Source organism: Pseudomonas sp. Q2-TVG4-2 (genome assembly GCF_013620795.1).
GTDB lineage: Bacteria > Pseudomonadota > Gammaproteobacteria > Pseudomonadales > Pseudomonadaceae > Stutzerimonas.
The window spans coordinates 420894-435007 of sequence record NZ_LGLW01000004.1; the positions used below are offsets into that span (position 1 = coordinate 420894).

Annotated in this window: 15 protein-coding genes and 1 tRNA gene; 6 read left to right on the forward strand and 10 right to left on the reverse strand. The window is 59.3% G+C overall.

Annotation, left to right across the window (positions count from 1 at the left end; all coding sequences use genetic code 11):
• Positions 1 to 150: 150 nt before the first annotated feature.
• Together cysE and trmJ are read right to left on the reverse strand one after the other, a co-directional pair.
• Positions 151 to 927 carry a serine O-acetyltransferase gene (gene cysE, locus H3028_RS10185; RefSeq protein WP_181296899.1) on the reverse strand — a complete coding sequence of 259 codons (777 nt, stop codon included), beginning with the start codon at positions 925 to 927 and terminating at the stop codon, positions 151 to 153.
• A complete protein-coding gene (gene trmJ, locus H3028_RS10190; RefSeq protein WP_181296900.1) occupies positions 927 to 1763 on the reverse strand; it encodes a tRNA (cytosine(32)/uridine(32)-2'-O)-methyltransferase TrmJ in 837 nt (278 codons plus the stop codon). Before trmJ ends, cysE begins: the two co-directional genes overlap by 1 nt.
• 91 nt (positions 1764 to 1854) lie before the next feature.
• Between trmJ and suhB the strand changes: the two genes are divergently transcribed.
• Positions 1855 to 2670, forward strand: coding sequence for an inositol-phosphate phosphatase (gene suhB, locus H3028_RS10195; RefSeq protein ID WP_168425373.1), 816 nt, complete (start codon positions 1855 to 1857; stop codon positions 2668 to 2670).
• Positions 2671 to 2722: 52 nt separating this feature from the next.
• On the opposite strand, the gene H3028_RS10200 is transcribed toward suhB, so the two are convergent.
• The 6 genes from H3028_RS10200 to queA all read right to left on the reverse strand — a co-directional run bounded on the left by H3028_RS10200 (position 2723) and on the right by queA (position 8740).
• On the reverse strand, positions 2723 to 3256 hold the full coding sequence (locus H3028_RS10200; protein WP_181296901.1) for a glycine zipper 2TM domain-containing protein: 534 nt from the start codon (positions 3254 to 3256) through the stop codon (positions 2723 to 2725).
• 76 nt (positions 3257 to 3332) lie between these two features.
• Complete coding sequence (gene secF / locus H3028_RS10205) at positions 3333 to 4241, reverse strand: protein translocase subunit SecF (protein ID WP_181296902.1); 909 nt, start codon at positions 4239 to 4241, stop codon at positions 3333 to 3335.
• 12 nt (positions 4242 to 4253) lie between these two features.
• Positions 4254 to 6122: a protein translocase subunit SecD gene (secD, locus tag H3028_RS10210; RefSeq protein ID WP_181296903.1), complete on the reverse strand. Its 1869-nt coding sequence runs from the start codon at positions 6120 to 6122 to the stop codon at positions 4254 to 4256.
• A gap of 67 nt (positions 6123 to 6189) precedes the next feature.
• Positions 6190 to 6519: a preprotein translocase subunit YajC gene (gene yajC / locus H3028_RS10215; RefSeq protein ID WP_021209500.1), complete on the reverse strand. Its 330-nt coding sequence runs from the start codon at positions 6517 to 6519 to the stop codon at positions 6190 to 6192.
• A gap of 41 nt (positions 6520 to 6560) precedes the next feature.
• Positions 6561 to 7676, reverse strand: coding sequence for a tRNA guanosine(34) transglycosylase Tgt (tgt, locus tag H3028_RS10220; RefSeq protein ID WP_181297112.1), 1116 nt, complete (start codon positions 7674 to 7676; stop codon positions 6561 to 6563).
• A gap of 14 nt (positions 7677 to 7690) precedes the next feature.
• Positions 7691 to 8740, reverse strand: a complete 1050-nt coding sequence (gene queA, locus H3028_RS10225; protein WP_181296904.1) for a tRNA preQ1(34) S-adenosylmethionine ribosyltransferase-isomerase QueA — start codon at positions 8738 to 8740, stop codon at positions 7691 to 7693.
• Between the two features lie 115 nt (positions 8741 to 8855).
• Here queA and H3028_RS10230 point away from each other — a divergent pair.
• The 4 genes from H3028_RS10230 (at position 8856) to H3028_RS10245 (ending at position 10219) form a co-directional block, all read left to right on the forward strand.
• Positions 8856 to 8942: transfer RNA gene (locus H3028_RS10230), tRNA-Leu, on the forward strand.
• Positions 8942 to 9115, forward strand: a complete 174-nt coding sequence (locus H3028_RS10235; protein WP_181296905.1) for a hypothetical protein — start codon at positions 8942 to 8944, stop codon at positions 9113 to 9115. Before H3028_RS10230 ends, H3028_RS10235 begins: the two co-directional genes overlap by 1 nt.
• Positions 9116 to 9413: 298 nt before the next feature.
• Positions 9414 to 9626 carry a cold-shock protein gene (locus H3028_RS10240; protein WP_014853413.1) on the forward strand — a complete coding sequence of 71 codons (213 nt, stop codon included), beginning with the start codon at positions 9414 to 9416 and terminating at the stop codon, positions 9624 to 9626.
• A gap of 95 nt (positions 9627 to 9721) precedes the next feature.
• Positions 9722 to 10219 carry an RDD family protein gene (locus H3028_RS10245; RefSeq protein WP_181297113.1) on the forward strand — a complete coding sequence of 166 codons (498 nt, stop codon included), beginning with the start codon at positions 9722 to 9724 and terminating at the stop codon, positions 10217 to 10219.
• A 39-nt stretch (positions 10220 to 10258) separates the two neighbouring features.
• On the opposite strand, the gene lptG is transcribed toward H3028_RS10245, so the two are convergent.
• Positions 10259 to 11320: an LPS export ABC transporter permease LptG gene (lptG, locus tag H3028_RS10250; protein ID WP_181296906.1), complete on the reverse strand. Its 1062-nt coding sequence runs from the start codon at positions 11318 to 11320 to the stop codon at positions 10259 to 10261.
• On the reverse strand, positions 11313 to 12434 hold the full coding sequence (gene lptF, locus H3028_RS10255; protein WP_181296907.1) for an LPS export ABC transporter permease LptF: 1122 nt from the start codon (positions 12432 to 12434) through the stop codon (positions 11313 to 11315). Before lptF ends, lptG begins: the two co-directional genes overlap by 8 nt.
• A 185-nt stretch (positions 12435 to 12619) precedes the next feature.
• Between lptF and H3028_RS10260 the strand changes: the two genes are divergently transcribed.
• A complete protein-coding gene (locus H3028_RS10260) occupies positions 12620 to 14113 on the forward strand; it encodes a leucyl aminopeptidase (RefSeq protein ID WP_181296908.1) in 1494 nt (497 codons plus the stop codon).
• Position 14114 lies beyond the last annotated feature (1 nt).

Below are 14114 nucleotides of genomic sequence, written 5' to 3' on the forward strand. Positions count from 1 at the left end.
AAGTATGCAATACCCGACTATTTAGATCAACTATAAGCCTGATTAAACTACTCGGACTTTAGCCGTACAGCAGGAGGCGAACGAAAAAAGACCAGCAGCCCGACCGCACGGGACGCTCATCATAACAGCACACCCCTGCCGGCGGCACTTTCAAGAACGAGGCTGGTCGCCTACATCCTTGACCTCAGCGAAATCCTCGTCGCGCAACTCGGGCATTTGCTTTGCACAGTAATCACTGCCAAGTGCAGTCAACGCCTGGCACATACCTTCCATTCGCTCCTCGACCGCTTGAACGTGGTCAAGCAGCTGACCGATAGCCCGCGCCACTGGATCAGGCATGTCTTCAGTCACACCATAAGCATCGAAGCCGATCTTCTCGGCTATCGCCTTGCGCTTGGCTTCCTGCTCGTCATCGGACTTGACGATCACGCGCCCGGGAATGCCCACCGCCGTGGCTCCAGCCGGAACCGCCCGGGTAACGACCGCATTGGAGCCGACCTTGGCACCGGCTCCCACCGTGAACGGGCCGAGGATCTTCGCCCCAGCGCCAACGATCACACCGTCCTCGAGCGTAGGGTGACGTTTGCCCTTGTTCCAGCTGGTACCACCTAGGGTTACCCCATGGTAGAGCGTCACGTTGTCGCCGATTTGCGCCGTCTCACCAATGACGATCCCCATCCCATGATCGATGAAGAAACGCCGACCGATCTGCGCTCCAGGATGTATTTCGATCCCCGTCAGCCAGCGCGCCAGGTTCGAATTCATCCGCGCCAGCCACTTGCAATCGTTAAGCCACAGCCAATGCGAAACCCGATGAAACCAGACAGCGTGCAGCCCCGGGTAGCAGGTAATGACCTCGAATGCGTTACGCGCTGCCGGATCGCGATGAAAAACACTCTGAATATCTTCGCGCATGCGCTCGAACATCAATCAGATCTCCGCTTGTGGGGTTCGCCGCGGACGGCTTTTTGGGTTTCGGTAAGGATTCCGCGCAGGATATTCATTTCCAGCTTGCTTATACCGCTACGGCCGTAGAGCCTGCGCAGACGCGGCATAAGGTGCCGAGGCTTCTGCGGGTCAAGAAAACCGATATCGACCAGAGTTTGCTCGAGGTGTCCGTAATAATGTTCCAGCTCGTCAGCGGTAACCGGCTGCGCATTAAGCATCGAAGTGGTTTCGAGCTTCTCGGGCTTGCTTGGCTGGTTATTTGCCGCGAGCCAGGCTATGCGCACCTCATAGGCAAGCACCTGCACCGCCGCCGCCAGGTTCAGCGAACTGAAGTCAGGATCGGATGGAATGTGCACATGGTACTGGCAGCGCTGAAGCTCTTCATTTGTAAGTCCGGCATATTCACGCCCGAACACCAAAGCGACCTCGCCACCCCGCTCGACTTGCTCCAGGCAAACCGCGCCAGTTTCGCGCGGATCCAGAACCGGCCAGGGGATGCGCCGATCCCGCGCACTGGTGCCCAGCACCAGACTGCATCCCACCAGCGCCTCCTCGAGGGTTGCAACGACCTGCGCCGAATCAAGAACATCCGTCGCACCGGACGCACGGGCGATGGCGTTCGGACTGGGAAAATCTTCTGGGTCTACCAGTACCAAGCGGGACAAACCCATGTTTTTCATGGCCCTGGCTGCGCCGCCGATGTTACCGGCATGACTGGTATTGACCAGCACCACACGAATGTTCTGAAGCGACACTGTTGTTCTCGATCGAAAGGTAAAGCGAAAGCTTACAGGAAGGCCCCGCGGCTCCGCCATTACCACCCCGGCGGCCTCCAACCACACAACATCCCGAACGACCTTTCTGATAGAATTGCCGGCTTTCTTTAAACGACCAGGTATTTAATCGATGCAGCCCATGCTGAATATCGCGCTGCGCGCCGCCCGTAGCGCTGGCGAAATGATTGTTCGTTCCACCGAGCGCCTGGACGTGATCTCGGTTAGCGAAAAGGACGCGCGCGATTACGTCTCGGAAATCGACCGTACCGCCGAGCAGCTCATCGTTGCAGCGCTGCGCAAAGCCTATCCGAACCACGGCATATTGGGTGAGGAAGGCGGGCTACTGGAGGGCAGCGGTGACGGCAAGGATTACCTATGGGTGATCGATCCGCTAGATGGCACAACCAATTTCCTGCGTGGCGTCCCGCATTATGCGGTCAGCATTGCATGCAAATACCGCGGCCGTCTTGAGCATGCCGTAGTCCTCGATCCGGTACGCCAGGAAGAATTCACTGCGAGTCGCGGTCGCGGCGCCGCGCTCAACGGACGCCGCCTACGCGTGAGCGCACGCAAGAGCCTAGAAGGCGCCCTGCTCGGCACCGGCTTCCCGTTCCGCGACGGGCAGATGGATAACATGGACAGCTACCTGAACATGTTCCGCAGCCTGGTAGGTCAGACCGCAGGCCTGCGTCGCGCCGGCGCCGCGAGCCTGGATTTGGCGTACGTAGCGGCTGGCCGCTATGACGCCTTCTGGGAGTTCGGTCTCTCCGAATGGGACATGGCTGCTGGCGCACTGCTGATCCAAGAAGCAGGTGGCCTGGTCAGCGACTTCAGCGGCAGCCACGATTTCCTCGAGAAAGGCCAGATCGTCGCCGGCAACACTAAGTGCTTCAAGGCCGTACTGACCGCTATCCAGCCACACCTGACGCCCTCTCTGAAGCGCTAGGATCGGCACAAAAAAACGCCCAATAGGGCGTTTTTTTGTGTTTTGAGTCAGCTCACTGCTGCGTCAGCACCAGCTGACCATCGCGATATGGAATCCGCTCGCCAGGGTCCCGGTCCATCCGGACCTGACCGACCTCGCCACCCAGATCATACCTAACGTCATAGCCGACGACCTTGTCGTAGCTGTCAGTTACGGTATTACAGCGGGTTTCGTTAGTCGTATAGGTGTCATTTGCCTGCATACGACCCTGCACCTGATTACCGGCATAACCGCCACCTACCGCCCCGACAACCGTCGCAATCTTCTTGCCGTTGCCGCCTCCAACCTGATTCCCCAGCAGGCCCCCGACAACCGCACCCACAGCCGTACCGGCGATTCGATTGGTGTCCTGCACTGGCCGTTGCCGCGTCACGGTCACATCCCGGCAAACCTCGCGAGGCGTCTCGATGGTTTCCTTGATCGGCTCAACAGCCAGCACTTCGGCAAACTGCGGCCCGCGATCAACCAGCGTATAGGTGGCAAACGCACCGCCAGCCGTGACAACCGCAGCACCTAGAACACCACCAACCAACATCGACTTGTTCATTGACTCTTCCTTCTCTGACGGGCCAGGCCCGCGGCGGCGCGTTAGGCAGCGCAGCCTGGAAGAAGTTCATAGTCGTTCAGGGGCGCTCGTCCACCTCTTCTACCACTGGCGGAATCAGATCATCGCGCGTCAGATTCAGCCAAACCAGCAACATACCGGCGACATAAACCGACGAATAGGTACCCGCGCCGACCCCAATCAGCAGCGCCAAGGAGAAGCCCCAGAGATTTTCGCCACCGAAAAACATCAGCGCACCGACCGCCAGCAAGGTGGATACCGAGGTCGCCAGGGTGCGTAGCAAAGTCTGCGTGGTGGAGATATTGATGTTCTCCAGCAGCTCCGCCTTGCGCAGCATGCGGAAGTTCTCTCGAATCCGATCGAAGATCACGATGGTGTCGTTGAGCGAGTAGCCGATCACCGCGAGCACCGCAGCCAGTACCGTCAGGTCGAACGAAATCTGGAAAAAAGAGAAGACCCCAAGCACCAGAATCACGTCATGGAACAGCGAAAGCACTGCACCCAACCCGAACTTCCACTGAAAACGAAAGGCGACATAGACGAGAATGGCCCCCAGGGCAAGCAACATGCCCAACCCGCCCTGATCGCGAAGCTCCTCACCTACTGCCGGCCCGACGAACTCGACGCGCTCGACCGTGATGGCGCTAGCGGACGCATCGCCACGTAGCGCTTCAGCGATACGCTCACCCAGCATCGGGTCATCACCCGGCATCCTCACCAGTACGTCAGTAGTAGCTCCGAAGCTCTGCACCACGGCGTCACCGTAGCCGGAACTGGAAAGCTGTGCCCGTACCTGCTCCAGACTCACCGGCTGAGCATAGGACAACTCGACCAGGGTTCCGCCAGTGAAATCCAGACCGAAATTCAGGCCTTTCATCGCCAGACTGCCCAGCGAGGCAAGAGTGATCAGTACGGTCAGGGCGAACGCCACATGACGCACGCCCATGAAATTAATTACGCGTTTCATCGTGCTAGCCCCTTAAATCCACAACTTCTTGAGATCGCGGCCACCGTAGATCAGGTTGACCATGGCACGGGTCACAATGATTGCAGTGAACATGGAGGTCAGAATTCCCAGCGAGAGGGTCACGGCGAAGCCTTTGATCGGACCCGTGCCCATGGCGAACAAGATGCCGCCGACCAGCAACGTGGTCAGGTTTCCGTCCACGATCGCGGAGAACGCCCGGTCAAAGCCTTCGTGAATAGCGCGCTGGACCGACATGCCGTTGCCTATTTCCTCGCGGATACGCGAGAAGATCAGCACGTTGGCGTCGACCGCCATGCCCATCGTCAATACGATACCGGCGATACCTGGCAACGTCAGCGTGGCGCCCAGCATCGACATCAACGCAGTCAGCACCACCATGTTGAACAACAGCGCAACCGTGGCTAGCACCCCGAAGAACTTGTAGATCAGCAGCATGAATACCGCGACGAAGAGAAAGCCCCACATCGCTGCCTCGACGCCTAGCTCGATATTCTCGGCGCCCAGGCTTGGGCCAATGGTGCGCTCTTCGGCGAAGTACATCGGCGCTGCGAGCCCGCCAGCACGAAGCAGCAGAGCCAATTCGGATGACTCACCCTGACCATCCAGACCGGTGATACGGAACTGACTACCCAGGGGCGACTGAATGGTCGCCAGACTGATGATCTTCTTTTCTTCCTGGAAGGTCTCGACGCGCACTTCCTGCTCGACGCCCTCGACCATCTGCTTAACATAGCGTGTGGTCGGGCGTTGCTCGATGAAAATAACCGCCATGCTGCGACCAACGTTGTTACGAGTGGCGCGATTCATCAGATCGCCGCCATGCCCATCCAGACGAATGTTCACCTGCGGGCGGCCGTTCTCGTCATAGCTGGCCTGAGCATCGGTGACCTGATCGCCAGTGATGATCAGGCTACGCTCAAGCTGTACAGGCGGACGCCCTTCTTCACGAAACTCGAAGGTCTCGGTTGTGGCTCGGGGCGCATCAGCCTCGGCCGCCAGACGGAACTCGAGGTTGGCGGTCTTACCCAGGATACGCTTGGCTTCGGCAGTGTCTTGCACGCCCGGGAGTTCGACAACGATGCGGTTCGCGCCTTGGCGTTGAACCAACGGCTCGGAAACCCCAAGCTCGTTGACCCGATTACGGACCGTGGTCAGGTTCTGCTTGATGGAATACTCACGGATCTCCGCCAGCTTGGCCTCGGTGATCGCCAGACGCAGGACCTGCTGACCATTGCGCTCGCTGGAAGTCAGCTCGAAATCGTTGAAATTTTTGCGGATCAGCGACTGGGCAGCCGACAGCGCGGCGTCGTCAGCAAAGCCGAGCTGCACAGCATTCCCGGACGGCGGGAGGCTGCGATAACGCACACGTTCCTTGCGCAGCAGGCTCTTGATCTCGCCTTCGTAGACGTTGAGGCGCGTCTCGATCGCTTTGTCCATGTCGACTTCGAGCAGGAAGTGCACACCACCAGACAGGTCCAGACCCAGTTTCATCGGGCCCGCACCCAAATTGCGCAGCCATTCAGGCGTAGTGGGCGCAAGGTTGAGCGCAACCACGTAGGCATCACCCAGGGCGCGGCGCACCACATCCTTGGCTGGCAACTGATCGTCCTGATTGGTCAGTCGCAACAGACCGCCACGACCCTGCTCGTCCAGACTCGCTGCCTTGACTTCGATGCCGGCCTCAGCAAGCGCCTTGCTGGCACGGTCGAGATCGGCTTTGGTGACATTGAGCGAAGCCGCAGCACCGGTGACCTGAACCGCCGGGTCATCCGGATAGAGGTTTGGTGCCGAATAAATGAAGGCAATGCCTAGCACTACCAGTATCAGCAGGTATTTCCAGAGAGGGAATCTATTGAGCATGACGCAGCCCGTCTAATGACGCGGGGCGCCTTGCGCGCCCCGTCGTTGGTGTTGAGTAGTAGTCAGCTCAGATGGCTTTCAGCGTGCCCTTGGGCAGCGTTGCGGCAATCGCCACCTTCTGGAACTTCAGCTCCACCGAGTCGGAAACTTCGATCACGACGAAATCATCGGAAACCTTGGTAACCTTGCCCGCGATACCACCGGAGGTAACCACTTCGTCGCCCTTTTGCAGGCCGCCGATCAGGTTCTTATGCTCCTTGGCGCGCTTGGCCTGCGGGCGCCAGATCATCAGGTAGAAGATGACCAAAAAACCAACCAGGAACAGCCACTCGAAGCCACTACCAGCGGGACCAGCGGCAGCCTCTTGAGCGTAGGCGGCGGGAATCAGAAAGCTCATGTAGCACTCCTGTTGCAGAGATCAGTTTAGTTATGGATTCGTCACGCAAGCGGCGGCGTTGGCAGGCCGCGCTTGGCATAGAAGGCGTCGACAAAGGCCGCCAATGTACCCTGTTGAATAGCATCGCGTAAACCAGCCATCAGACGTTGGTAATGACGCAAGTTATGGATTGTATTCAACATGCTGCCCAACATTTCGCCACACTTATCCAAATGATGCAGATAGGCGCGGGAGAAGTGTTTGCAGGTGTAACAATCGCAGCCGGCATCCAGCGGAGAATCGTCATGCCGGTGCATGGCGTTGCGAATCTTGACCACGCCGCTGTCGGTAAACAGGTGCCCGTTACGAGCATTGCGAGTTGGCATTACGCAATCGAACATGTCCACACCACGGCGCACGCCTTCGACCAGATCTTCCGGCTTGCCCACCCCCATCAGGTAGCGCGGCTTATCGGCCGGCATCTGCGGCGGTAGAAAGTCGAGCACGCGGATCATTTCTTCCTTGGGTTCGCCGACCGAGAGTCCTCCGATCGCCAAACCATCGAAACCGATCTCGCACAAGCCTTCCAATGAGCGCATGCGCAGCGACTCGTGCATGCCGCCCTGAACGATGCCGAACAGCGCCGCAGCACTATCGCCGTGTGCATCCTTGGAGCGTCGCGCCCAGCGCAGCGACAGCTCCATCGAGCGCCGCGCGACGTCTTCGTCGGCCGGATAGGGTGTGCATTCGTCGAATATCATCACGATGTCGGAGCCGAGATCGCGCTGTACCTGCATGGACTCTTCGGGCCCCATGAAGACCTTGGCGCCATCGACTGGCGAAGCGAAGTAGACGCCCTCCTCCTTGATCTTGCGCATCGCACCCAGACTGAACACCTGAAAACCGCCAGAGTCGGTCAGGATCGGCCCCTGCCACTGCATGAAGTCGTGAAGGTCGCCGTGCGCCTTGATCACTTCAGTACCCGGCCTCAGCCAAAGATGGAATGTATTGCCGAGAATGATCTGCGCGCCGATCCCCTCGATATCGCGCGGCAGCATGCCCTTCACCGTGCCATACGTGCCCACCGGCATGAACGCCGGCGTTTCTACCGTGCCTCGCGGGAAGGTCAAACGCCCACGACGGGCTTTGCCTTCGGTGGCAAGCAGCTCGAAAGACATGTGGCAGGTACGACTCATTGGAAATCCTCAGGGCCGCGCGGGGCCGGATTGCGCGTGATGAACATGGCATCACCGTAACTGAAAAAACGATAACCGTTGGCGATAGCCTCGGCATAGGCGGCCATGGTTTCCGGATAACCGGCGAACGCAGAGACCAGCATCAGCAACGTGGATTCGGGCAGGTGGAAATTGGTCACCAGCGCATCGATCACGTGAAACGGCTTGCCTGGGTAGAGGAAGATATCGGTGTCGCCGCTGAATGCCTTGAGCACGCCGTCACGCGCCGCACTTTCCAGCGAGCGCACACTGGTGGTGCCAACCGCAACTACTCTGCCGCCACGCGCCCGACAGGCCGCGACCGCATCGACCACATCCTGACCGACTTCCAGCCACTCACGGTGCATGTGATGCTCTTCAATGCGATCAACACGCACCGGCTGAAACGTACCCGCCCCCACATGCAGCGTGACGAAAGCGCGCTCGACACCCTTCTCTTGCAGCGACCCCAGCAATTCAGCATCGAAATGCAAACCCGCCGTCGGCGCGGCGACCGCACCCGCCCGCTGCGCATAGACGGTCTGATAGCGTTCGCGATCAGCGGTATCGTCTGGCCGATCTATATAAGGAGGCAGAGGCATATGCCCGACGCGGTCGAGCAATGGCAAAACGTCCTCGCCGAACTCCAGTTCGAACAGCGCCTCATGGCGCGCAAGCATCGATGCCTCTCCACCGCCGTCGACGTAGATCTTCGTCCCAGGCTTCGGCGATTTGCTCGAGCGGATATGCGCCAGTACACGGCGATCATCAAGCAGCCGTTCGACAAGCACTTCGACTTTTCCGCCGGTGGCCTTCTGACCGAACAGGCGCGCCGGAATGACCCGCGTGTTATTGAAGATCATCAGATCGCCAGGGCGCAGAAAATCGAGCAACTCAGCAAAACCACGGTGCTCCAGCCGACCGGTCGGCCCATCGAGCACCAGCAACCGGCTGGCACGGCGTTCGGCCAGCGGGTGGCGAGCGATCAGCGAATCGGGTAGCTGGAAGGAAAAATCGGAGACTTGCATTGAAAATGATCGGCGCAGGGCTTTGGGGGCGCAAAGCTTATCGGAAACACCTCAATATGACCACGCCAGACGATTGACCGCTTCGCATCGCATCCCTATACTCCGCCGCCACTGTGCCTCGATGGCGGAATCGGTAGACGCAGCGGATTCAAAATCCGCCGTTGGTAACAACGTGAGAGTTCGAGTCTCTCTCGAGGCACCATGAATCAAGCACCAGAGGCAGCCGACAGCTTTTGGGAAGGGGAACCGCGCAGCAGCAGCGGCATCGCCCCAAGCAGTAGTCGATGCATCCATGCATCGAGCAAACGCAACAGGCTTCATCAAGCCGACCCGCAGCAAAACGGCGCGATTGTTGGCGTTGAGTGGTTTGGTTGAGATCGCTCCAAGGCATCGCACGACAGCAACATTACAAGCAGATCTGCACCACCAAAACACGCTGAAAAGCGCAGTTTGCAGTGGGCAAACTCTATGACTCCGAGGGCTTGGCATCGGCCGGCGAGTTATCGTAGAGTGTGCCCACTGTGTTTGCATGGGTCGCCGTTGAATCGTGACCTGGTGCAGTAGATCTTAAGATCCGCTACATCCCGTTCGACTCTTTACTCCTTGCAGCCAGTCTCCGCCTTCTGCCCTATGCAGGGGCGTTTCTACTATTGAGTTTCAAGGATACAACGCTATGTCGAATCGTCAGAACGGTACCGTCAAGTGGTTTAACGACGAGAAAGGTTTTGGTTTCATCACTCCCGAGAGCGGTCCGGATCTGTTCGTGCACTTCCGCGCGATCGAAGGCAACGGCTTCAAGAGCCTGAAAGAAGGCCAGAAAGTCAGCTTCATCGCTGTGCAAGGTCAAAAGGGCATGCAGGCTGACCAGGTGCAAATCCAGGAATAAGCCCCGCTCCGCAAAAGCCCCTGATGGCAACATCAGGGGCTTTTTTATGCGCGCGATTCCGTAGAATGCGCGCTGCCATTCTCTGCGAGACATTCATGCGCAACCATTTGCTCAGCCCACAGGGCCAGTTTCCTGCCGCCGGCCTGACCCGCCGACTCGCCGCGATCTTCTACGATGCTTTTCTTTCGATTGCATTGATGATAGTGGTCACACTGCTCTACCAGCAGGTCGTGCTGCGCCTGGTTTACGGCAGCGAAGGCCTCAAGGCACTGGCGGATACCGGCGGGCTGGATATCGACCCAATCCTGTCCACCCTGCTGCTGTTCAGCCTGTTCGGTTTTTTCGCCAAGTTCTGGACCCATAACGGCCAGACGCTCGGCATGCAAGTATGGGGCGTGCGCATTCAGAATGCCGACGGCAGCGCCATCGACCTGTGGCAAGCGCTGCTGCGCTTCTTGATTGCGATCATTTCCTGGCTTGCCCTCGGACTGGGCTATTGGTGGATGCTTTGGGACAAGCAGCATCGGACCTGGCATGACATCTATTCAGAAAGCCTGGTCGTTCAGCTGCCGAAAAACATCCACAAGAAGTGACGCAAGGGTGTAAACGCCCCTTCTCGTCCGGCCGCCGCGCTAGCCAGCCCGACGCAGCAGGAACACACCTGCAAGCGCGCAGATGCCAGCTGGCACGGCCACGGCCAACAAGGGCGAGAATCCGAACACTTGACTGGCCGGCCCCAGCAGATCCTGCAAGATCCGGAACACGAAGCCGACAATTACACCGGTGAAGATCCGCTGGCCAAGCGTCACCGAGCGCAACGGCCCAAAAATGAACGAGATCGCCAGCAACACCAATGCCACCGTCACAGCCGGCTGTAACACCTTGGTCCAGAACGCCAGCCAGTAGCGGCCGTTGTTCAATCCCTGGTCACCCAGGTAGTGGATGTAGCGCCACAGCCCCGTAATGGATAAAGCATCCGGTTCCATGACTACGGTACCGACAAGCTGCGGCGTGAGTTGCACGTCCCAGCGCTCTTCGGCCGCCTTGATTACTTCGGTATGATCACCGCGAAAATGCGTCGTAGCGACGTCGCTGAGCAGCCACTCGCCACCGTCGTAGCGCGCCCTGCGGGCAAAGCTTGCCGAAAGCAACTGCCGTTGCTCGTCGAAGCGATAACGGGTGACCCCGAGCAATGTCCCGCTTGGTTGCACCGCATTGATGTGCACGAATTCATCACCCTGGCGATGCCAGAGGCCACGCTTGCTGCTTTGCGCTTCACCCGCACCCTGCGCCGAGGAGCGACTGGCCTGTGCGATATTTTCGCTCCAAGGCGCCACGTACTCACCGATCAGCACGCCGACCAGCATCAGTAGCAGCATCGGCTTCATCACCGCCAGTACGATTCGCCCGAGCGACACACCGGCGGCACGCATGATGGTCAGCTCGCTGCTGCTGGCGAGTGTGCCAAGACCGATGAGGCAGCCAATCAGCGCCGCCATCGGTAACATTTCGTAGACCCGCGACGGTGTCGTGAGCAGCACGTAGACGGCAGCATTCAGCGTGCCGTAGCTGCCCTTCACATCGCCCAGCTCGTCGATGAAGGCGAACAGCAACGCCAAGCCGACGATGATGCCGAGCACGGTGAGAATCGCCAGCAGCACGTGACTGCCGATATAGCGATCGAGCTTACGCATGAGCAGCCCTCGACACGACGCGACGCTTATCGATGGCGAGTCGCAGCGGTTCCCAGTAGAGCATCAGCATGCCTATCGCGAAAAAGATTCCATGCACCCACCAGAGCCCCAGTGCCGGCGGGATTCGCCCCTTGTCCAGCGAACCACGAGCCGCGATCAGCAAGGCCAGGTAGGTCATGTACAAGAGGATGGCGGGCAATAACTTGAGAAAGCGCCCCTGACGCGGGTTCACCTTCGACAGGGGCACCGCCAGCAGCGTAACGATGAATACCAAAAGCGGCAGCGACAGTCGCCATTGCAACTCGGACTGCAACCGGATGTTATCGCTGCCGAAGAGATCGCGGGTCGGCATCGCCTCGCGGTCGCTCAATTCGACACTGACTTCCGGTTTGGGCAGCAGCACACCATAAGTGTCGTACTGGATCGCCCGATAATTGGCCTGCCCCGGATTGCCATCATAGCGATAGCCATTTTCCAGAATCAGGTAGCGAGTTCCATCAGGCTGGATCTCCTGTCGCCCACTTTCAGCCACCAGCAAGGAGAGCCCACGTTTTTCACCGGTCGCGCTGGACAGGTTGGTCTCGGATATGAAAACGCCGGCCAGCTCGGTGCGATCGTCAGTCAGTTCGCGGGTATAGGTCACCCGAGTTCCGTCGCGCAGGGTCTGGAAGCGCCCAGGCACTAGCGTATCGAACTCAGTCAAAGAATCCTGCTCATTGAGAATACGATCAACCTCAGCAACACCTTGCGGAGCCAATCCGAGGCTGAGCCAGCCAACCAGCCCAGCGATCAGCGCGGCCGGCGCCAAACTGTAGGCCAGCAGGCGGCGCTGGCTCATGCCCGTGGCCGAGAGGACGGTCATCTCGCTATCGAGATAGAGCCGCCCGTACGCAAGCAGAATGCCAAGGAACAGACCCAGCGGCAGAATCAGCTGAAGGAACCCTGGCAGACGGAACCCCATGATCATGAGCAGTACACCCGGATCAAGGAGCCCCTGCGCGGCCTGCGCCAGGTATTTGATAAAGCGGCCACTCATGATGATCACCAGCAGCACGGCGCTAACGGCGCTCAGGGTGACCAGAAGCTCACGGGACAGGTAACGAAAGACGATCAAACCGGACACTCCAGGGTTGTCAGGCTCCGGCGGCTACGCTCAAACTAGCCGCCAAGCAGCCGGTCCGCCAGCAACAGGACGTTGGACATTACGCAGTTTTCCCAACGCCCCGGTGTACGAACCACCGGAAAATAAGCCCGGCATTATCCTGCAAACCCGACTCTTTGTCTTGGGGACTCGACGCCATGGAATTTGTTGTAAAAATCGCTAAAGCAGCTGCGGCAAAAACGGCCACACTGGTTCTACCAGTCGGTGAAAACCAACAGCTTGGCGCCATTGCGCAGAGCGTGGACCAGGCCAGCGGTGGCGCGATCAGCGCCGTCCTCAAACGTGGCGACCTGCAAGGCAAGCCGGGCCAGACCCTGCTGTTGCACAACCTGCCGGAGCTCAAAGCCGACCGTGTGCTGTTGGTCGGCACTGGCAAGGAAGGCGAATTCGACGCGCGCCAATGGCGCAAAACCGCTGGGGCCGCGCTCGCTGTTCTCAAGGGGCTCGGCGGCAGCGATGCGACCTTTGCCATCCAAGATGTCCACGTCAAGGACCGCGACACGTACGCTCGCACCCGCATGCTGATCGAGGTGTTGGCGGACGGTCAGTATGTATTCGATCAGTTCAAGAGCAAGAAGAACGAAGCCCCTTCCCTCGGCAAGATTACCCTCCTCGCCGACAAGGCAGAACAACCTCAGGTAGAGCGGGCTACACGCCATGCCGCCGCGATCGCCGCGGGCATGAGCTTCGCCCGTGACCTGGGCAACCTACCGCCGAATATCTGCCATCCGAGCTATATGGCCGACCAGGCCAAACAGCTCGGCAAAACCTACAAAGGCCTTAAAGTCGAAGTCCTCGACGAAAAGAAGCTGCGTGAACTTGGCGCCGGCTCCTTCCTGGCCGTCTCCCAAGGCAGCGATCAGCCCGGCTGCATCGTCGTCATGCAGTACAACGGCGGCAAGAAGGGCGAACAGCCCTATGCGCTGGTCGGCAAGGGCATAACGTTCGATACCGGCGGCATCAGCCTCAAGCCCGGCCAGGGCATGGACGAAATGAAGTACGACATGTGTGGCGCGGCCAGCGTGCTTGGCACCTTCCGCGCCGCACTGGAGCTGCAGTTACCGATCAATCTCGTCGGCCTGCTCGCCTGCGCGGAAAACATGCCCAGCGGCAACGCCACGCGCCCGGGTGACATCGTCACCACCATGAGCGGCCAGACCGTCGAGATTCTCAACACCGACGCCGAAGGCCGCCTGGTGCTCTGCGATACGCTGACCTACGCCGAACGCTTCAAGCCGCGCGCCGTGATTGATATTGCTACGCTGACCGGCGCCTGCATCGTTGCCCTGGGCAGCAACACCTCGGGCTTGCTAGGCAATAACGATGAGCTGCTGCAGCAGGTGTTGGGCGCTGGCCAGAAAGCCGACGACCGCGCCTGGCAATTGCCACTGTTCGATGAGTACCAGGAGCAGCTGGACAGCCCCTTCGCTGACATTGCCAACATTGGCGGCCCCAAGGCCGGCACCATCACCGCGGCCTGTTTCCTCTCTCGCTTTACCAAGGCCTACCCGTGGGCGCACCTGGACGTCGCCGGCACCGCATGGACCAGTGGCGGCAAAGAAAAAGGCGCGACAGGTCGTCCGGTGCCGCTACTGACCCAATACCTGCTGGATCGAGCCGAGCAGGCATGAG